The sequence below is a fragment of the Halomonas sp. E14 genome (genome assembly GCF_052568415.1).
The window spans coordinates 681,919-701,331 of record NZ_CP199423.1 but is presented as its reverse complement, the minus strand read 5'-3'; the positions used below and the strand labels follow the sequence as shown (position 1 = coordinate 701,331).

The following is a 19,413-nucleotide window of genomic DNA, read 5'->3' as shown; positions in this document are numbered from 1 at the left end:
CGCGCTCCTTCCAAATCGTGCCTGGAACAGGCGGGCCAAAGCCCGCCTGGCCGCCGGATCAGCTCGTCAGCGGATTGGGCTTGTTGGGATCAATGCCGTACTTCTTGATCGCCTCGGCGACCACCTTGCGATCCAGCTCGCCACGATCGGCCAGCGCCTTGAGCGAGGCGACGGTAACGAAGTAGCGGTCGACCTCGAAGAAATGGCGCAGCTTCTCGCGAGTGTCGGAGCGGCCGTAGCCGTCGGTGCCGAGCACGTGGTAGTCCATCGGCACCCAGGCACGCACCTGGTCGGCGAACAGACGCATGTAGTCGGTGGAGGCGATGACCGGCCCCTTGCGACCTTCCAGGCAGCGGGTAACGTGCGGTTTGACCGGCTCGTCGGCGGCGTTCAGGAACGCCTCGCGCTCGAGCAGCAGCGCCTCCCGACGCAGCTCGTTGAAGCTGGTGACGCTCCACACATCGGAGCCCACGCCCCACTCGTCGGCCAGCATGCGCGCCGCCTCTTCCACCTCGCGCAGGATGGTTCCGGAGCCGAGCAGCTGCACGTGGCCCTTGTCGCCCTGGTGCTCGCGCAGCAGGTACATGCCCTTGATGATGTCGTCGACGGGCACGTTCTCAAGCTCGGGGTGCTCGTAGTTCTCGTTCATCACCGTCAGGTAGTAGAAGCAGTTTTCCTTGTCGGCAAACATGCGCTTCAGGCCGTCCTGCACGATCACCGCGACCTCATGGCCATAGGTGGGGTCGTAGCTGCGGCAGTTGGGAATGGTGGCCGCCTGCAGGTGGCTGTGGCCGTCCTGGTGCTGCAGCCCCTCGCCGTTGAGCGTGGTACGCCCGGCGGTGCCGCCAACCAGGAAGCCGCGCGCCTGCAGGTCGCCGGCCGCCCAGGCCAGGTCGCCGATGCGCTGGAAGCCGAACATCGAGTAGTAGATGTAGAACGGCAGCAGCGGCAGGTTGTGGTTGCTGTAGGAGGTCGCCGCAGCAATCCACGCCGACATCGCCCCGGCCTCGGTGATGCCCTCCTCGAGGATCTGGCCCTTCTTATCCTCGCGGTAGAACATGATCTGGCCCTTGTCGACGGGCTCGTACTTCTGGCCTTCGGAGGTGTAGATGCCGAGCTGGCGGAACATCCCCTCCATGCCGAAGGTACGCGCCTCGTCGGGCACGATCGGCACCACCTGCTGGCCGATCTTCTTGTCCTTCACCAGGCCGTTGAGGATGCGCACGAACGACATGGTGGTGGACACCTCGCGCCCCTTGGAGCCCGCCAGCTGGGTAGCGAAGGTCTTGTCCTCGAGCGACGGGATCGTCAGCGCCTCGAAGTCGCTGCGGCGCTGCGGCAGGTAGCCGCCCAGGCGCTCGCGCTGCAGGTGCATGTACCTGAGCTCGGGCGAGTCGTCCTCCGGCTTGTAGTACGGCACCTCCTTGAGCTGCTCGTCGGTCAGCGGAATGCCGAAGCGGTCGCGGAATTTGCGCAGCGCCTCGTACTCCATGGTCTTGACCTGGTGAGCTTCCATGGAAGCCTCGCCCTCGCCGCTGCCCATGCCGTAGCCCTTGACGGTATGCGCCAGGATCACGGTGGGACGGCCGTTGGCGTTGTTCACCGCTTCGTGGTAGGCCGCGTAGACCTTGAACGGGTCGTGGCCGCCCCGGTTGAGGCGCCAGATGTCCTCATCGGACATGTCCTTGACCATTTCGGCGGTTTCCGGGTACTTGCCGAAGAAGTGCTCGCGGGTGTAGCCGCCGTCGATGGCCTTGTAGTTCTGGTACTCGCCGTCCACCGCCTCGTCCATGCGCTTCTGCAGGATGCCCTTCTTGTCCTTCTCGAACAGCGGATCCCACAGCCGGCCCCAGACCACCTTGAGCACGTTCCAGCCGGCACCGCGGAAGACGCCTTCGAGTTCGTCCATGATGCGCCCGTTGCCGCGCACCGGGCCGTCGAGGCGCTGCAGGTTGCAGTTGATGACGAAAATCAGGTTGTCGAGCTTCTCGCGGCTGGCCAGATGGATGGCACCCAGCGATTCCGGCTCGTCGCACTCGCCGTCGCCCATGAAGCACCAGATCTTGCGATCCTGCATATCACGCAGCTCGCGCGAGTCGAGGTACTTCATCACGTGAGCCTGGTAGATCGCCTGGATCGGCCCCAGCCCCATGGAGACGGTGGGGAACTGCCAGAAGTCCGGCATCAGCCACGGATGGGGGTAGGAGGACAGACCGTCGCCATCGACTTCCTGACGGTACTTGTCCATCTGCGCCTCGGTGAGACGCCCCTCCAGATAGGCCCGGGCATACACCCCCGGCGCCACGTGGCCCTGGATGTAGACCAGGTCACCGCCGAAGTCGCCGTTGGGCGCGCGGAAGAAGTGGTTGAAGCCGACGTCGTAGAGCGTGGCGGCGGACATAAAGCTGGCAATGTGGCCGCCGAGCCCGGGGTTGGCGCGGTTATTGCGGATGACCTGGGCAATCGCGTTGTAGCGAATCAGCGAGCGGATACGACGCTCCATGAACAGGTCGCCCGGCATCGGCGCCTCGCGGTGCACCGGAATGGTGTTGCGATGCGGCGTGGTCACCGAGAAGGGTGCCTGCATGCCGTCACGGCGCAGCCGGTCGGCCAGGCGTGACAGCAGGAACCGGGCGCGTTCCTCGCCCTCACGATCCAGGACCGACTCCAGGGAATCCAACCATTCCGTGGTTTCGACCGGATCGAAATCTTCTCTTGCCTCCAGACTCATAGACGTCTCTCCGAGTGACAATGTGATGTCAGGCTAGCCCCTGGCGATGGTACCGGGGCGGTTCGCACTGCTGACGATCAGGGGAATGTCAGGCCGCGACGCGGCTGTTGTAGTCATTTTACAGAAGCGTATACAACGAATGGCGTAGAACATACCGCAAAGCGCCTCTTCTGCCAATCGGAATAGAATGGAATTTTTTTCCAAAACACCAATATTGCATTGCAACACAGGGTGTTACGAGCCTTCGCGATAGTTTCAGCCGAAAATGCCGGGTATGTAATAAAACTACCGTATGATTAAGCGCAACGCCGCGAAATCAATTACTTCTCGGTTCCAGGCAGTCGACACACTGCCTGAAATAGGCCCAGTCAAACGCGGGTCCCGGATCGCTCTTGCGCAGTGGCGCCACCCTGGCATGGCTGGTGATACGCGCGGGCTCGATTTCAGCGTAGCTCACCATCAGCGCCTGGGTAGCCAGGGCAAGGGCCCGGTACTGCGCATCGCGATAGGCATGGACCTCGTCACCCTCGAGCTCGATGCCCACGGTGAAATCGTTCAGCGCACTCCGTGGGCGTCCTCGGTCGAGCCAGCACGACCGGCCGGCATGCCAGGCACGCCGGCCGAAGGGCACGAACTGTACGCATTCGCCGTTGCGGCGGATGAGAAGGTGGGCCGACACCCGCAGGTGAGCGATATCAGCAAAATAGGGATGTGCGGCAGGATCCAGCGAATTGGTGAAGAGGCGCTCGATGTACGCCCCGCCGAACTCACCGGGCGGCAGGCTGATCGAGTGCAACACCACCGCCGAAACCTCGCCGCCGGGGCGTGCGTCCTGGTTGGGCGACGGCACGCGCCGGGCCCCTTCAAGCCAGCCATCCTCGATTCTCATCTCGCTCCCCTGACGTGCCGGACATGGATTCCCTATAATGACGCTCCCGACGCCCCATGAACATGAAAAGGCCCGCCGCATGCATTATCAGGACGCCCTTGTCGAAGCGATCCGCGAAGCCGCCGCTCACTTGCTGGCCGAGGACGTCGGCCCCGGCGACATCACCGCTCAGCTGATTCCCGCCAGCCAGTGGGGCACGGCCCGGGTCATCACCCGCGAGCCAGCCATCCTGTGCGGCGTGGCTTGGGTAGAGGAGATCTTTCGCCGGCTGGATATCAGCGTGTCCCTGCGCTGGAGCGCCGCCGATGGCGACCGCCTCGACGCCGGCCAGTGCTTTCTCGAGCTTGAAGGCCCCGCCCGCAGCTTGCTGACGGGGGAGCGTGCCGCTCTCAACCTGCTGCAGACCCTGTCCGCCACCGCCACCCGCACCCGCCGCTACGTGGACCTACTCGAAGGCACCGGCGTACGCCTGCTCGACACGCGCAAGACCCTGCCCGGGCTGCGCCTGGCGCAGAAATACGCGGTGACCTGCGGCGGCGGCCACAACCATCGCATCGGCCTCTACGATGCCTTCCTGATCAAGGAAAATCACATTGCCGCTTGTGGCAGTATCGCCGCCGCGGTCAAGGAGGCGCGCAGCATCGCCCGCGACCTGCCGGTGGAAGTGGAGGTGGAAACCTTCGACGAGCTCGACCAGGCGCTGGCGGCAGGGGCCGACATCATCATGCTCGACAACTTCACGCTGGACGATATGCGTGAGGCGGTGAGGCGCACTGCGGGGCGAGCGACGCTGGAGGCCTCCGGCAACGTCGACGAGACCACCCTGAGGCAGATCGCCGCAACCGGCGTCGACTGCATCTCCAGCGGCGCCCTGACCAAGGACGTCAAGGCGATCGACCTGTCGATGCGCATCATCGAGCTGCGCGAAACCTGAAGCGGCGCTCCCTGCCAGGAGACGAATGGCGCGCCACGGAGGAGCGCGCTCAGGTCTCGATGGCAGCGAGGCGCTTCTCCAGGCGCCGACGCTCGAGCTTTACCCCGTCGCGTGTCACCCATTCGACGCCTTGGTCGCGCCAGCCGCGGCGCATCAGGCTCTCCGCCAGCATGCGGCTGGCATTGATGGTGGCAACGCCGTGGCCTTGTTCCAGCAGCATCCGCTCGGCGTGCACCAGCAGGGTCGAGCCAATGCCTCGCCGCGCCAGCGAGGGCCAGACGTAGAGCGTATGGATGCGCCCGCCTGGGACATCGAGCTCGAGAAACCCCACGCAGCGCCCATCGCAGGTGGCCACCAGGGTGGTATAGAGCGCCTGGCGCGCCACCCAGACGCTGGCCTCGCGCGGCATCGTCGCGGCCCACGCCTCGCGCTCCTCCACGCTGTAGTGCGCGGCCGCACCCTGCATCACGGCGTGATGATAGACCTCGGCCTGATCGGCACCGTCCCGCGCCCTCGCCTGGCGGTAGATGATCCGCGGGCTGGTTGACGTCGACGACTCCCCGTCCCTCGTCTTCGCATTCATCGATTGCCTGTCCCTCGAGTGAAATAGCCGCCTGCAGATTACACAAGCTCGCCGCCGCGGCCAATGGCAGGCATAATCGCGGCCATGTCCACCTCCCCGCCTGCGCCCAGCCACTACATGATGCCGCCCATCGGCTACGTCGTGAGTGACTTTCCCGACAAGTTCGGCGTGCCGCGCCAGCCCGGTCTCGCGCCGGCGGCCCGCGCCACCCTGGTGCTCACCCCCCCTTACGACGACCCCTTGGCGGTACGCGGCCTCGAGGCCTTCAGCCACCTGTGGCTGACCTTCGTGTTCCACCACAGCCCCGAGCGCTGGTCGCCGCTGGTGCGTCCGCCACGGCTCGGCGGCAACGCCAAGGTCGGGGTGTTCGCTAGCCGCAGCACGCACCGCCCCAATCGGCTGGGGCTGTCGCTGGTCGAACTTGGCGAGATCGATACGCGGCGCGGCGTGCGCCTGACGCTGATCGGCTGCGACCTGATCAGCGGCACCCCGGTGCTGGACATCAAGCCCTACCTACCCTGGGCCGAGGCACGCCCCGACGCCCGCGCCGGCTTCGCCCCCACGCCCCCGCCGCGGCTGGCGGTACATTTTAGCAAGGAGGCCGAGGCTGCACTGGCCGCCCGCCAGGATGCCGACTCGCTGCGCGAGCTGATTCGCCAGGTGCTGGCCCAGGACCCGCGCCCGGCCTACCGCAGGGGCGCCGAAAACCGCACTTACGGCGTGCGCCTGCGTGACGTCGACGTGCACTTTCGCGCCGGCGAGGAAGCGCAGGCCACCCTGCTGGAAGTGCTCGACCTCGTCCCCGCCTGACGCCGAACACGACGAAGGGCCCCGCGGGGCCCTTGAGGTTCTCCGACGCCGGCAGCTCGCGGTCAGGCGAAGGTGACGCCGATGCGGCGACCCACTTCCTCGTAGGCCTCGATCACGCCACCCAGCCCCTGGCGGAAGCGGTCTTTATCCATCTTGTCGCGCGTCTTGGCATCCCACAGCCGGCAGCCGTCCGGCGAGAACTCGTCGCCGAGCACGACCTGGCCCTTGAACAGGCCGAACTCGAGCTTGTAGTCCACCAGCAGCAGGTCGCCATCGGCGAACAGTTGCTTGAGCACCGCGTTGACCTTGAAGGTCAGCGCCTTCATCTCGGCCAGCTGCTCCGGCGTGGCCCAGCCGAAGGTCTCGGCCAGCGACTCATTGATCATCGGGTCGTGCAGGGCGTCGTTCTTGAGGAACAGCTCGAAGGTCGGCGGCGTCAGCTCGCGTCCCTCCTCCACGCCCAGGCGCTTGACCAGGCCGCCGGCGGCGAGGTTGCGCACTACGCACTCGACCGGAATCATGTCGAGCTTCTTGACCAGGCTCTCGGTGGCGGACAGGCGCTTCTCGAAATGGGTGGGGATACCCGCCGCGGCCAGCTTCTCCATGATGAAGGCGTTGAAGCAGTTGTTGACCATGCCCTTGCGATCGAGCGACTCCATGCGCAGGCCGTCGAAGGCGCTGGTATCGTCACGGAAGTGCAGGACGAGCAGATCGGGATCGTCGGTGGCGTACACCGATTTGGCCTTGCCGGCGTAGAGTTCTTGGCGCTTTTCCATGGGAGTCTCCAGAGAGGAATTCGCGTGACCTGAAGGGGGCAACTCAATTCACCGCCTGCCAGTGCAGCCCATCATCCTGGGCGGCCACGGTCAGACGAGACGCATCGCCGTCGAGCAGCGGCGTCAGGGCCTCGAGAGCGAGCTCGGGGCGGTTGTTATGTTCGGACAGATGCGAGCAGACGATCTGCTGCAGGCGGTCGAGCCCCAGCCGGCGCAGCAGGGTCGCCGCCTGCGCATTGGCAAGGTGCCCCCAGTTGCCGCCGACGCGGCGCTTGAGCCGCGGCGGGTAAGGGCCGACCTCGAGCAGATGGCGGTCGTGATTGCACTCGAGGATCAGCGCATCACAGCCGCGAAACGCCTCGACCACATGCTCGCTGACATGGCCCAGGTCCGTCAGTACCCCCAGGTGGCGGTCGCCGGCCCGGAAGCGGAACTGTACCGGCTCGCGGGCATCGTGGGGCACCGTAACCGGGTCGATGGTGAGGCTCTTCACCGCGAAGCGCGACTGCGGCGTGATCCAGTGCCGCTGTGCCACCTCGCCCAACCGGCCCGAGAGCCAGGTCCCCGGGGTCAGATAGACCGGAAGCTGATAGCGCCGCGCCAGGGGGCCCACGCCGCGCAGGTGGTCGCCGTGCTCGTGGGTGACCAGCACGGCATCGAGCTGGCGCGGGTGCACGCCGAGGCGCGCCAACCGCCGCTCGGTCTCGCGCAGGCCAAAACCGCAGTCGACTAGCACCTGGGTTTCACCGTCGCTGACCAGGGTGGCATTGCCCTTGCTGCCGCTGCCCAGCGAGGCAAAGCGCAGACGCGCCATCCCGCTGGGTGGTGCCTTGCCCGGCTGCGGTGGTTGCATCAGCGCAGCAGGCCCGCTACCCGTTCCAGCAGCTCGCGGGCATCCTCGGCCTCGAAGCGACGCTCGCTCTCGTTGACGGCCCGCAGCGTGGTACGCCCGCTGCCGTCGGCTTCAAGCACCAGGCGAATCTCCTGAGGCATCTGGCGCACGTCGGGGCTGAGGGCGATCTGCAGGAAGCCTCGCCCGCGCTCCGATACGGTCATGTAGTTGACCAGGAAGTCATGCTGCTGCGGATTCTGCTCAAGCAGCTCGCGGCGGCCCTCGACGGCAAAATCGGCTTCCAGCTGGTGGCTCAGCTCGGCCCAGACGCGATCGATGTCAAGCGGGATGCGCACTACCCAGTCGCCGCCGGCAAGCTGCTCGAAGCGCAGGCGGTCTTCGCTGGTCATCCGCTGGCCAGCCAGCGAGGCCGCGCTGGCGGTGGCACTGCGAGCGCTGAAGTGCTGCTCCAGCGCATCGAGGCAGGCAGCCACCGGGCGACCGTTCTGGTCGCAGCGCACCTCGCTGTCGCCGGCACGCAGCCCCTGACGCACGCTCAGCCGCCCCTGGGCCGTGTCCAGCACGCCGCGGGCATCATCGCTGGATTGCACCTGCAGCCCGCGGGCGCGGGCGAAGTCCTGCAGCTGCGGCCAAACCATGCCGGGGTCGGCGCCGATCACCAGCCAGCGATCGCTACCGATCTCACGCCGCTCGACGTAGTCGCGCTCGGCCGCACCGCCCGCCACCATGCGCTCGGGGCTCGGCGCACGGAAGCGGCCCTCCTGCTCGCGCAGCGAGCCGCTGGCCTCCGGCACCGGCATGATGTCGCGGTAGCGCTGCATGTCGCGGCCTTCGGGCAAGGCCAGGGGTGTGCTCAGCCGGGCCTCGCGATAGTCGATATTGCGGTCATCGTAGAAGCCGTCCCGGGCACAGCCGGCGGTGGCCATGGCAGCGATTGCCACCAGCGGCATCCATTTCAGCGCACACTTCATGCATCCACCTTGCAGTCAGGTTATCGGGCAGCGGGGCTCGCTCTCGGTCAATCTTCGATCACGCCGGCCAGTTGCAGCGCCTCGTCCACCGTTGCATGGTACTTTTCGGACAGCCAGGTCAACGGCAGGCGAATGCCCTTGTCGATCATGCCCATGCGGTGCAGCGCCCACTTGACCGGAATCGGGTTGGACTCGATGCCCAGATTGGTATGCAGGGGCATGAGGCGCGTGTTGATCTGGTGCGCACGGTCGGTGTCACCCGCCACGGCCGCCACGCACAGCTCGTGCATGGCCTTGGGTGCAACGTTGGCGGTCACCGAGATGTCACCGTTGCCCCCCATCAGCATGTACTCGCAGGCGGTACCATCGTCGCCGGAGTAGAGCATGAAGTCGCTGCCCTTCAGGCGCGCGATCAGATCCTCGGCCCGCTCCAGGTTGCCCGTGGCATCCTTGAGCCCAACGATACCGTCGACCTCGGCCAGGCGCATCACGGTCTCGTTGTAGAGATCGGAGCAGGTGCGGCCGGGCACGTTGTAGAGGATCACCGGCAGGCGGCTGCCCTCGGCTACCGCCTTGAAGTGGCGATACAGGCCTTCCTGGGTGGGCTTGTTGTAGTACGGGCACACGGAAAGGCAGTAATCGGCGCCGACTTCGCTGGCGTAACGGGCCAGCTCGACGGCTTCGGAGGTGGCGTTAGCCCCAGTGCCGGCGATGACCGGAATGCGGCCGTTGACCTCCTCCACCACGGCGCGAATCACGTCGAAGTGTTCGGCGAACGACATGGTGGTGGGTTCACCGGTGGTGCCGGCCGCCACGATGCCGTCAGTGCCGTTCTCCAAGTGGAAGTTCACCAAGCGGCGCAGCGCCTCCCAGTCGATATCGCCATTGGGCTTCATCGGCGTCGCCAGGGCGACGATACTGCCAGTGATCATCCTCTCGTTCCTCTACGCATTGACTGCTCAGGCCGTACCCGGGCGTCGTACGCCGCCGCCGCCACGAGCAAAGGGTAAATGGTACTCAGGCCGCACAGGCCTGTACAGCACGGCCGACGCGCTCTTTGACAGCGGCTGTCGCGCTGCGTGTAATGAAGGGCTTCCATCCGCCAAGGAGTCTTGCATGACGCTTGCCATCGGCCAGTCCGTTCCGGACTTCACCGCTCCCGCCACCGGCGCCACCACCTTGTCCCTGTCGGCGCTCAAGGGCCACCAGGTGGTGATCTTCTTCTACCCCAAGGCCAGCACGCCCGGCTGCACCACCGAAGGTGGCGACTTCCGCGACCGCAAGGAAGCGTTCGATGAGGCCAATACGGTGGTGATCGGCGTTTCCCGCGACGGCCTGCGGGCCCAGGAGAACTTCAAGACCAAGCAGGCCTTCAACTTCGAACTCATCTCCGACAAGGACGAGGAAGTCTGCAAGCTGTTCGACGTCATCAAGCTGAAGAAGTTGTACGGCAAGGAGCATCTCGGCATCGAACGCAGCACCTTCCTGATCGACACCGAAGGTCGGCTTGCCCGTGAATGGCGCGCGGTCAAGGTCGGCGGCCACGCCCAGGAAGTACTGAAAGCCGCCCAGGCCCTGCACGCCGAGAGCTGAGCGACCGGCCGGCCGAGCCGCCAGGCCCGGCCGGCACTGCCTCACTTGCCCGCCGGCTCCGCGATCCGCGCCTCTTCGGCCTGATGCTGCTTCATGCCCCTTGGCCAGGCATAGACCAGCGCCTTGAGCAGCGTCGCCAGCGGAATGGCGAAGAAGATCCCCCAGAAGCCCCAGATCCCGCCGAAGAACAGTACCGCCACAATGATCGACACCGGGTGCAGGTTCACCGCCTCGGAAAACAGGATCGGCACCAGCACGTTGCCATCCAGCGCCTGGATCACGCCGTAGGCGACCAGCACGTAGAGGAACTGCTCGCTCATGCCGAAATGGAACCCCGCCACGGCGGCCACCGGCAGGGTGGCCACGGCGGCGCCGATGTAGGGTACCAGCACCGAGAACCCCACCAGCACGGCCAGCAGCGCCGAATAGGGCAGGCCGAAGAAGGCAAAGGTGAAGAACGATACCGTGCCGACGATGATGATTTCGATGAACTTGCCGCGCACATAGTTGGCGATCTGGTCGTCCATCTCCTTCCAGATCCGCGTCATCAAGGTCCGCTGCTGGGGTAGCAGAGACAGCGTGAAATTCACCAGCTGCTCGCGATCCTTGAGCAGGAAGAACACCAGGATAGGTACCAGCACCAGGTAGATGATCAGCGACAGCACGTTGCCCAGCGAGGCCAGCGACAGGGTCAGGGCACGCTGGCCGAACTGGGTCATCTCGCGCCCGGCCACGCCGATCCACTCTTGGACCTGGTCGGGGGTGACAAGGTTTGGGTAGCGCGCCTGCATGTCATCGAGCCAGCGTTGGCCGCTGGCGAACATGCGTGGCGTCTCCTGCACCAGCCCCACCAGCTGGTTCCATATCAATGGCACCAGGATGAAGGCCAGCGCCAGCAGTGCACCAAGAAAGCCGAGGAAGATGAGCGTGACGGCGATCAGATGCGGCACCCCGCGGCGCGTCAATGCATTGACCGCCCCCTGCAGCAGGAAGGCCAGGACCAGCGCGGTGAGAAACGGGGCCAGCATGCGGCCGAACAGGATCACTGCGGCAAAGCCCAGGATCAGCACGACCAGCAGGATCACCGCCTCCTCATCGGAGAAGTAGTGATCCACCCAGCCCTTGAAGACTTGCCGCAGGGTCATGTAGTGCGCCCCTCGCCCTTGCGAAGCCAGTAATGGTAGACCTCGCCTCGCGCCTCGCGCCCTACCAGCTCGTGAGTGCTGTGCTCGGCAAAGGTTTCGAAGTCGCGCCAGGAGCCGGCATCGGTCGCCATGATCTCGAGCAGCTGGCCGGCACTGAGCCGTGCCAGCGCCTGCTTCGCCTTGAGCAGCGGCAGGGGGCAGGGCAGGCCGCAGGCATCAAGTACGTCATCTGGTTGCACAGCCATGTTGTCTCCCGGGAGAATGCGTGAGGGGTTTGCCGCCTGGAAGCGCTCTTGCAGACAACGACGAAACCCTTGAGATTTAAAGGCACTTTGCAGGTCGAATCAATGTCGGATGCTAACCCCAAGGCCTCTTCGAGCGAGACAGGCACATGCTGCGCAAGCCCTTGACCCACCTGAGCACCGCCGGCACCCTGGCGCTGGCGCTCTCCCTCTCTGCCGTGGCGCCAGCGCCGGCAGCCGCCGCGGATGACTACGGCCTGCCCAGTCTGATGGGCAGCAGTCAGGCCATGAGCGGCGAGGAGTATCGATTGGGCCGCGCCTGGCTCAGACAGTTCCGCGCGCGCGCGCCTATCTGGCACGACGCCATCGCCCAGGAGTATGTCGAGAGCCTGCTGTCACGCCTCGCCCCCCATAGCGGCATCAACGATAGCCGCACCGTGGTGACCCTAGTGGATAGCCGCACGCTCAACGCCTTTGCGGTGCCGGGCGGGGTAATCGGCGTCAATGCGGGCCTGTTCGCCTTCGCCGACGAGGAGGACGCCGTCGTCTCGGTGCTTGCCCATGAGCTCGGCCACCTCGCCCAGCGCCATTACGCTCGCGGCCAGGCGCGCGCCGAGCAGACCCAGCTGCCGGCCATGGCCGCCATGCTGGCCGGCATGCTGATCGCCGCCAGCGGCGGCGGCGAGGCCGGCATCGCCGCCGCCATGGGCTCCCAGGCCGCCTTCATTCAGGATCAGCTGGCCTATTCCCGCCGCTTCGAGCAGGAAGCCGACCGCCTCGGCCTGCAGACCATGGCTCAGGCCGGCTTCGACCCCCAGGCTATGGTGCGGATGTTCCGCGCCATGCAGCGCCAGGCCAGCCTGCAGGGGGGCAACCCACCGGAGTTCCTGCTTACCCACCCGCTGACAGAGTCGCGCATCAGCGACGCCGAAGACCGCGCCAGCCAGCTCGAACCGGTCGCCTCGCGCCATGACGGGCCCATCTATTCCATGATTCGCGCCAGAGCGCTGCTGACGACGCATCAGCGCGACCCGCAGCAGGCCGCCACGCGCATGGAGCAGGACGCAGCCCCCGCCTCGGCGCGGCGCTACCTCGACGCGCTGATCGCGGCACAGCGCGGGCAGACCGACACGGCCCTGCGCGAACTCGACGCGCTGGCCCAGGAAATGCCCGACCTGGCTCTGCTGCGGGCCAGCACCGCCGAGGTAGCCTTCGCCGCCGGTCGCTACGACGACGCCATCGAACGCAGCCGCCGCCTGCTGCGGGTGATGCCCGGCTACATGCCGGCGACCCGCATTCTGGGCGAAGCGCTGCTGCAGCGCGACCCCAACGAGGCCTACCGGATCCTGCGCGAGCTGGCGGAGCAGCGACCGGAAGACCCTCAGGTGTTCAACCTGCTGGCTGAAGCCGCCGGGCGCAGCGGCCGCGAAGCCTGGGGCCACCTGGCGCGCGCCGAGCACATGCAGCTCACCGGCGACATCCAGCGCGCCATTCGCCAGCTCGACGTGGCACGCCAGGTCGCAGAGCAGAGCGGCGACGCCAACGCGGCGGCACGCATCGAGCAGCGGCGCGAGGCCTTTGTGGGCTATCGCGAGACAATGGATAAGTTTAGATAACGCAAAGGCCCGCGCTGGTGCGCGGGCCTCGAGGCTCATAAGTCCAGCGGTGTAACCGCCCCTTTCACTTCTGGAAGTTGAGCATGCGCTCCAGCGGCTTGAGCGCCCTCTGGCGCAGCTCGGCGTCGACGAAGATCTCGCCGCTGCCTTCACGCAGGGCGCCGGCAAGGTTGTCCAGCGCGTTCATCGCCATCCACGGGCAGTGCGCGCAGCTCCGGCAGGTCGCGCCGCTGCCGGCGGTAGGGGCCTCGAACAGCGTCTTCCCCGGCACCATCTGCTGCATCTTGAAAAAGATGCCGCGGTCGGTGGCCACGATCAGCTTGTCATTGGGCAGCTCCGTGGCCGCCTTGATCAGCTGCGAGGTCGAGCCGGCCACATCGGCCAGCGCCACCACCGAAGCCGGCGACTCCGGATGCACCAGCACGGCAGCATCGGGGTAGATCGCCTTGAGATCCTCGATGCCCTTGGCCTTGAACTCCTCGTGGACGATGCAGGCGCCATCCCACAACAGCATGTCGGCCCCGGTCTTCTGCTGGATGTAGCCGCCCAGGTGCTTGTCCGGTGCCCACAGGATCTTCTCGCCGCGCGCCTGCAGGTGCTCGATGACATCCACCGCTATGGAGGAGGTTACCACCCAGTCGGCGCGCGCCTTCACCGCCGCCGAAGTGTTGGCATAGACCACTACGGTGCGGTCGGGATGCTGGTCGCAGAAGGCGCTGAAGGCATCGGCCGGGCAGCCCACGTCGAGCGAACAGGTCGCCTCCAGGGTAGGCATCAGCACACGCTTCTCGGGGGAGAGGATCTTGGCCGTCTCGCCCATGAAGCGCACGCCGGCCACCACCAGGGTATCGGCCGAGTGACGCGCCCCGAAGCGGGCCATCTCCAGCGAATCGGCCACGCAGCCGCCGGTCTCTTCGGCCAGTTGCTGGATCGCGTCATCGGTGTAGTAGTGCGCCACCAGCACCGCATTGTGCTGGACGAGCAAGCGCTTGATCTCTTCGATACGCGCTTCGTCTTCAGCCGGGATGCGGGTCGGGCAGTAGGCGCGGGCGAGATGCTCACGCACCTCGATTTGGGAAGTCATGATCGTCATCGTGTCTACCACTGTGACTGGCAGGGGCTCCCCCTGCATGTGCCGGGTGCATCGCGTGTCGTGCACTCCGCACGGGCGATACGCCTGCGGGTCATCGGCGTCTCTCGCCGTGGCCCATCGTGCCATTGTAAACCACATTGGCAGGGCCTTGCCTACCCCCGGCACTTTGCTCATCTCGCCAGGCCGAAGTGAGCCGTTGGCTTTTCGCCCGGCAAGACCAAAAACACCCCGCCTCTTCGAGGCGGGGTGTGGAATCTGGTGGGTCGTGTAGGATTCGAACCTACGACCAATTGGTTAAAAGCCAACTGCTCTACCAACTGAGCTAACGACCCGACGCTTGCAAACAGCATCCAGGTTCGGAGTGGTGGGTCGTGTAGGATTCGAACCTACGACCAATTGGTTAAAAGCCAACTGCTCTACCAACTGAGCTAACGACCCTTCCGAACGGGGGCAGATGTTACTGGCCACACCCTTTTCTGGCAAGGATTTTTTTCGCCTTTCGGCGTAGGCCAAGCCGAACCGCCATCGGCGAGACCTAGCGGCCCCTGCCGCCACTCGGCTTGCGCATCGCCTGCACCGGGCGACGTTTGTGCTTGTCGCGGCTCCAGCGGTTCTTCTCGTCCGGTGTGAGTTCAGGCACCTTGCGCGGCGCCAGGCCGGCGGCCAGCGCCAGGTCATCGATTTCGTCCTGGGACAGCTCGACCCATTCGCCCGCCTTGGCCCGCTTGTCGAGGAAGATATTGCCGTAGCGAACCCGCTTGAGGCGGCTGACCGTGAGCCCCTGGGACTCCCACAGCCGGCGCACCTCGCGGTTGCGCCCTTCCATGATCACCACATGGAACCAGGTATTGATCCCCTCGCCGCCGAACTCCTGCACGTCGGTGAAGCGCGCCGGGCCGTCCTCGAGCATGACGCCTTCGACCATGGCCTTGACGTGCTCCTTGCGCACCTCGCCCATCACCCGCACGGCGTACTCACGCTCGATCTGGGTGGAGGGGTGCATCAGCCGGTTGGCCAGCTCGCCGTCGGTGGTGAACAGCAGCAAGCCGCTGGTGTTGATGTCCAGGCGGCCGATGGCGATCCAGCGCTCGCCCTTCAGGCGCGGCAGGCGTTCGAACACGGTGCGCCGCCCTTCCGGGTCCTTGCGCGTGCACAGCTCGCCTTCCGGTTTGTTGTACATGATCACGCGGCGCGGGGTCTCCTCGGCGCCGCGCAGGGTCACCGGGCGGTCGTCGAAGGTGACCCGGTCGCGCATCTCGATACGATCGCCCAGGGTGGCCACCTTGCCGTTGACCTTGACGCGGCCAGCCTCAATGGCCGCCTCCATCTCGCGGCGTGAACCCAGCCCGGCACGAGCCAGGACCTTCTGCAATTTTTCGGTAGTGCTCGTCATTCTGACTTCTCGTCGTCGGTGAATTCCGCCCCCGCCCCGCCGTCATCGTCGACGCTGGTGCGGGCACGTTCGGCCAGGCGCGCTTCTAGATCGGCGAAGCTCAGCCCTGGCCGGTCGGACGCCTTCCCGGCGTGTGCTGCGTCGGCCGTCCCGGCCGTCGTGTCGGCTAGCGTGTCGTCGTCATCGACCCACTCATCCTCGTCGTTCGCGTCGCCCTCTTCCGCGTCATGTCCCGCATCGGCCTGGGCCAGCAGCGCACTCGGCGGCGGCACGGCCTCATCCTCGAACACCGGCTCCGCCATGCCTCTAAGCTCGTGCATCGGCGGCAGCTCGTCCAGCGTCTTGAGGCCGAAGTCGTCGAGAAACTGACGCGTGGTGGCGTAGACGGCCGGGCGCCCTGGCACGTCACGCTGTCCGACCACGCGAATCCAACCGCGTTCGGCCAGGGTGCGCATGATCGAGCTGCTGACCGCCACACCACGTACTTCCTCGATGTCGCCGCGGGTCACCGGCTGGCGGTAGGCGATCAGCGCCAGGGTCTCGAGCAGCGCTCGAGAATAGCGCTGGGGCCGCTCATCCCACAGCCGCGACACCCAGGGCGACAGCCGCGGGCGGATGCGCAGCTGGTAGCCCGAAGCGGTCTCGATCAGCTCCAGCGCACCGCGATCATGGCGTCCGGCCAGCCGCTCCAGCGCTTCGCGCAGGTTTCTCCGCCGCGGCCGCTCGTGGTCGTCGAACAGAGCCTCGAGCCGCTCCAGCGAGAGCGGTTCGGCGGCCGCCAGCAGCGCCGCCTCGAGAATCTCATCGAGGCTGTCAGGCAGTTCCATGGCCGTCATGCGCCGTCGTCCTCTCCCGGCAATTCGTCCGCTTCGGCGAATGGGCTCTCGCCCTCGTCGCCTTCACCCTCGAAGGGCGCCTCCTCGGTGTACTCGCGCGGCGCCCGGGCGCGCACGTGAATCGGCGACAGCGGGGCATTCTGCACGATCTCGATCATCGCCTCCTTGGCCAGCTCGAGAATGGCCATGAAGGTGACGATCACCCCGGCGCGCCCCTCTTCCAGGCTAAACAGCGCCTCGAACGGGGTGTAGTGCTCATGGTTGAGCCGCTCCATGATCGCCAGCATGCGCTCGCGGGTCGAGAGCACCTCGCGCCCGATCTGGTGGGCCTGATTGAGTTCGGCCCGGCGCAGGATGCCGGCCAGGGCCCCCAGCAGCTCACCCAGCTCCACATCGGGATGAATCACCCGCGCCTGCAGCGGCGGCAGCACCGCCCGCGCCGGGAACCAGTCGCGCCCCAGCCGGGGCAGTGCGGCCAGGGCCTCGGCGGCGCTCTTGAGCTGCTCGTACTCCTGCAGCCGCCGGATCAGCTCGGCGCGCGGGTCGGCCTCGTCGTCCTCTCCCGCCTCGCGGGGCGGGCGCGGCAGCAGCGTGCGCGATTTGATCTCGGCGAGCATGGCGGCCATCAGCAGGTATTCGCCAGCCAGCTCGATCTCCATCGCCTTCATCAGTTCGACGTACTCGATGTACTGGCGGGTGATGGCGGCCACGTCGATGGCCAGGATATCGAGGTTCTGGCGGCGGATCAGGTAAAGCAGCAGGTCGAGCGGCCCTTCGAAGGCCTCGAGAAAGATACGCAGCGCCTCGGGGGGGATGTAGAGATCCTCGGGCAGCTCGGTGATCGGCTCGTCGAACAGCCGCGCCAGCACCGCCGACCGGGTCTCGGCGTCGTTCGCGGCCGGCTGCTCGGCAACAGCCGTGGGGGGCGTCTCGCTCACGCGGGGGCTGGCCTCTCGGGGGAACACGATCAACAGCGCAGTCTAGCAAGATGGCAGGTTGAGAGACAGCGCTGCTGCCATGCGACCGCCCCTCGCTCGCTCAGTGCTTGCCCGGCGACAGCACCGACTCCGCCGCCTCGGCCTTGCGATAGCGCCCGGTGTAGTCAAACAGCTTCTCGCGCACCTGCCAGTGGCGCCCCACCTTGCGCCCTACCACGAAGTCGGGGTGGCGCAGGCGCCGGCGCTCGGCGATGACCTCTTCCGCGCTGACCGGCTGCCAGCGGATACCCGGCGCGCGCAGATGATGGCGCAGGAACACTGCGCTGAAGGCGGCGCGCTGAGCCGGGGTCTCCAGGGCAAACCACTCGCTCAGGCTAGCGCCGTCCTCGTCGTGGTAGGTAACCCTGAGCCGCGGCAGGCCGCGGCCGTTGATGGTGGCCTCGAGCTGCATGCCGGCCACCCGCAGCACCCGGGCATCCCTGAGGCGCAGCGCCTCCTTGAGCTTGTCATCGGCATCCACCAGCAGCACCTGGCAGCCGTGGCAGCGCCGCGCGGCGATGTCGTTCTCGGCGCCGCACTCGCCGCACACCTTGAAGCGGTAGCGAAACGAGCACTGCTCCGGTTTACAGGCGCCCGAAGCCGCGCCATGGCCTCCATCAGCGCCACCCGCCATCGTTGCTGTTTTTTCGCTTTGAGCGGGGCTTCGGGCGCTTTCGACAAGCCCCTGACAGCGGCGGCCGAAGTGCTCGATGACGATCTCGCCCTCCTTGCGGCCCCAGAACAGGTTGGCGTGACCGCAGGCGGGGCACTCGACCTGCACCGGCTCGGTGTCCGAGGCCGGGCGCGGGCTGCCCACTTCCGGCGCGTAGAGATCCCAGGGGTTACCGGCGTAGTCGAGGATCAGGCAGTCGCGCTTGCCCGAGGCAAGGCGCAGACCGCGACCGACGATCTGCTGATAGAGGCTCACCGACTCGGTGGGCCGCAGGATCGCGATCAGGTCGACATGAGGTGCGTCGAAACCGGTGGTGAGTACCGCCACGTTGACCAGATACTTGAGCTCGCGCGCCTTGAAGGCGGCGATGATGCGCTCACGCTCGCGCGATGGCGTCTCGCCTGTGATCAGCGCCGCCTCGGCGGCCGGCAGGTAGCCGAGCACCTCCTCGGCGTGAGCCACGCTGGCGGCGAACAGCATCACGCCCTGGCGGCTGCGCGCGCGCTCGGCGATCTCGGCGACGATACCCGGCGTGGCGCGGTTGCCCGCCGCCACGCGGTTGAGTTCCTCCTCGCGGTACAGCCCGCCCGCCCCCGGCACCAGCGCGGAAAAATCGTAGCGTTCCACGGCGGCATCCACGCGCCTAGGCTCGGCCAGGTAGCCCTGCTTGACCATCAGCCGCAGCGGCTGCTCGAACACGCAGTCGCGAAAGAAGCCGTCGTCGCCGCCGCGCACCATGCCGTGGTAATGGCGGTGGTAGATGAAGCCCTGGCCCAGGCGATAGGGCGTGGCGGTCAGGCCCAGCACCTTGAGCCGCGGATTGGCCCGCCTCAGCGCCTCGATCACGCGGCGATAGCTGGCGTCCTTGTCCGGCGCGACCCGGTGGCACTCGTCGATGACCAGCAGCGTGAACTGGCCTTGTGCCTGTGCCGAGGCATCGAAGCGCGCCAGGTTGCGCACCACCGACTGCACCGAGCCGAACACCACCTGCCGCGCGCTCTCCTTGCGCCCCAGGCCGGCGCTGAAGATATCCGCTTCGAGGCCGTAGGCCAGGTACTTGGCGTGGTTCTGCTCCACCAGCTCGCGCACGTGGGCCAGCACCAGCACCCGCCCGCGGGCGAGGCGCGCCAGTTCGGCGATGACCAGCGACTTGCCGCTGCCGGTGGGCAACACCACCACCGCAGGCTCATCGGAGCCACGGAAATGCGCCACCACACGGCGCACCGCCTCCTGCTGGTAGGGGCGCAGCGTCGGGGCGGCGGGCCGAAAATCGGGAGTGGGCGAGGTGGTCATGGCCG

The 19,413-nt window shown here is 66.6% G+C and carries 18 protein-coding genes and 2 tRNA genes; 4 read left to right on the top strand and 16 right to left on the bottom strand.

All coding sequences use genetic code 11. The features are described 5' to 3' along the window. Positions 1-58: 58 nt before the first annotated feature. Positions 59-2,731: a pyruvate dehydrogenase (acetyl-transferring), homodimeric type gene (gene aceE, locus ACT7B3_RS03215; protein ID WP_444678387.1), complete on the bottom strand. Its 2,673-nt coding sequence runs from the start codon at positions 2,729-2,731 to the stop codon at positions 59-61. Positions 2,732-3,047: 316 nt separating this feature from the next. Further along, complete coding sequence (gene ampD, locus ACT7B3_RS03210; protein WP_445156836.1) at positions 3,048-3,620, bottom strand: 1,6-anhydro-N-acetylmuramyl-L-alanine amidase AmpD; 573 nt, start codon at positions 3,618-3,620, stop codon at positions 3,048-3,050. Positions 3,621-3,699: 79 nt separating this feature from the next. Here ampD and nadC point away from each other — a divergent pair, with 79 nt between their 5' ends. Then, complete coding sequence (gene nadC / locus ACT7B3_RS03205; RefSeq protein WP_445158835.1) at positions 3,700-4,554, top strand: carboxylating nicotinate-nucleotide diphosphorylase; 855 nt, start codon at positions 3,700-3,702, stop codon at positions 4,552-4,554. 49 nt (positions 4,555-4,603) lie between these two features. On the opposite strand, the gene ACT7B3_RS03200 is transcribed toward nadC, so the two are convergent. Beyond that, positions 4,604-5,137 (bottom strand): GNAT family N-acetyltransferase, encoded by a 534-nt coding sequence (locus tag ACT7B3_RS03200; RefSeq protein ID WP_445156835.1) that lies wholly within the window; start codon positions 5,135-5,137, stop codon positions 4,604-4,606. A gap of 84 nt (positions 5,138-5,221) precedes the next feature. Between ACT7B3_RS03200 and tsaA the strand changes: the two genes are divergently transcribed. Continuing rightward, on the top strand, positions 5,222-5,947 hold the full coding sequence (gene tsaA / locus ACT7B3_RS03195; protein ID WP_445156834.1) for a tRNA (N6-threonylcarbamoyladenosine(37)-N6)-methyltransferase TrmO: 726 nt from the start codon (positions 5,222-5,224) through the stop codon (positions 5,945-5,947). Positions 5,948-6,009: 62 nt separating this feature from the next. Here tsaA and purC read toward each other — a convergent pair whose 3' ends face one another. Genes purC through dapA form a run of 4 tightly spaced genes read right to left on the bottom strand, consistent with a single transcriptional unit; the run spans position 6,010 to position 9,479 of the window. Continuing rightward, positions 6,010-6,723, bottom strand: a complete 714-nt coding sequence (gene purC / locus ACT7B3_RS03190; RefSeq protein WP_445156833.1) for a phosphoribosylaminoimidazolesuccinocarboxamide synthase — start codon at positions 6,721-6,723, stop codon at positions 6,010-6,012. Between the two features lie 43 nt (positions 6,724-6,766). Continuing rightward, positions 6,767-7,576, bottom strand: coding sequence for an MBL fold metallo-hydrolase (locus tag ACT7B3_RS03185; RefSeq protein WP_445156832.1), 810 nt, complete (start codon positions 7,574-7,576; stop codon positions 6,767-6,769). Then, complete coding sequence (locus ACT7B3_RS03180) at positions 7,576-8,547, bottom strand: lipoprotein, NlpB (RefSeq protein WP_445156831.1); 972 nt, start codon at positions 8,545-8,547, stop codon at positions 7,576-7,578. The genes ACT7B3_RS03185 and ACT7B3_RS03180 overlap by 1 nt, the downstream gene beginning before the upstream one ends. 47 nt (positions 8,548-8,594) lie before the next feature. Beyond that, positions 8,595-9,479, bottom strand: coding sequence for a 4-hydroxy-tetrahydrodipicolinate synthase (gene dapA / locus ACT7B3_RS03175; RefSeq protein WP_445156830.1), 885 nt, complete (start codon positions 9,477-9,479; stop codon positions 8,595-8,597). Between the two features lie 184 nt (positions 9,480-9,663). Here dapA and ACT7B3_RS03170 point away from each other — a divergent pair, with 184 nt between their 5' ends. Beyond that, entirely contained in the window at positions 9,664-10,140 is a 477-nt protein-coding gene (locus tag ACT7B3_RS03170; protein WP_445156829.1) for a peroxiredoxin, read from the top strand. Between the two features lie 41 nt (positions 10,141-10,181). Here ACT7B3_RS03170 and ACT7B3_RS03165 read toward each other — a convergent pair whose 3' ends face one another. Both ACT7B3_RS03165 and ACT7B3_RS03160 read right to left on the bottom strand, forming a co-directional pair. Next, positions 10,182-11,285, bottom strand: a complete 1,104-nt coding sequence (locus ACT7B3_RS03165; RefSeq protein WP_444678394.1) for an AI-2E family transporter — start codon at positions 11,283-11,285, stop codon at positions 10,182-10,184. Beyond that, positions 11,282-11,530, bottom strand: a complete 249-nt coding sequence (locus ACT7B3_RS03160) for a sulfurtransferase TusA family protein (RefSeq protein ID WP_445156828.1) — start codon at positions 11,528-11,530, stop codon at positions 11,282-11,284. The genes ACT7B3_RS03165 and ACT7B3_RS03160 overlap by 4 nt, the downstream gene beginning before the upstream one ends. Positions 11,531-11,676: 146 nt before the next feature. Between ACT7B3_RS03160 and ACT7B3_RS03155 the strand changes: the two genes are divergently transcribed. Then, a complete protein-coding gene (locus tag ACT7B3_RS03155) occupies positions 11,677-13,143 on the top strand; it encodes a M48 family metalloprotease (protein WP_445156827.1) in 1,467 nt (488 codons plus the stop codon). A 64-nt stretch (positions 13,144-13,207) separates the two neighbouring features. Here the strand turns inward: ACT7B3_RS03155 and nadA are convergent, their stop codons facing one another. The 7 genes from nadA to ACT7B3_RS03120 form a co-directional block, all read right to left on the bottom strand. Further along, entirely contained in the window at positions 13,208-14,236 is a 1,029-nt protein-coding gene (gene nadA / locus ACT7B3_RS03150) for a quinolinate synthase NadA (RefSeq protein ID WP_445156826.1), read from the bottom strand. A gap of 256 nt (positions 14,237-14,492) precedes the next feature. Beyond that, positions 14,493-14,568, bottom strand: a tRNA-Lys gene (locus tag ACT7B3_RS03145). Between the two features lie 30 nt (positions 14,569-14,598). Further along, positions 14,599-14,674 (bottom strand) — tRNA-Lys (locus ACT7B3_RS03140). Between the two features lie 97 nt (positions 14,675-14,771). Beyond that, complete coding sequence (gene rluB / locus ACT7B3_RS03135; RefSeq protein ID WP_445156825.1) at positions 14,772-15,629, bottom strand: 23S rRNA pseudouridine(2605) synthase RluB; 858 nt, start codon at positions 15,627-15,629, stop codon at positions 14,772-14,774. After that, positions 15,626-16,465 (bottom strand): SMC-Scp complex subunit ScpB, encoded by an 840-nt coding sequence (gene scpB, locus ACT7B3_RS03130; protein ID WP_445156824.1) that lies wholly within the window; start codon positions 16,463-16,465, stop codon positions 15,626-15,628. The genes rluB and scpB overlap by 4 nt, the downstream gene beginning before the upstream one ends. Beyond that, positions 16,462-17,403, bottom strand: a complete 942-nt coding sequence (locus ACT7B3_RS03125) for a segregation and condensation protein A (protein WP_445156823.1) — start codon at positions 17,401-17,403, stop codon at positions 16,462-16,464. Before ACT7B3_RS03125 ends, scpB begins: the two co-directional genes overlap by 4 nt. 100 nt (positions 17,404-17,503) lie before the next feature. Next, positions 17,504-19,408, bottom strand: a complete 1,905-nt coding sequence (locus ACT7B3_RS03120) for a DEAD/DEAH box helicase family protein (RefSeq protein WP_445156822.1) — start codon at positions 19,406-19,408, stop codon at positions 17,504-17,506. Positions 19,409-19,413: the final 5 nt, after the last annotated feature.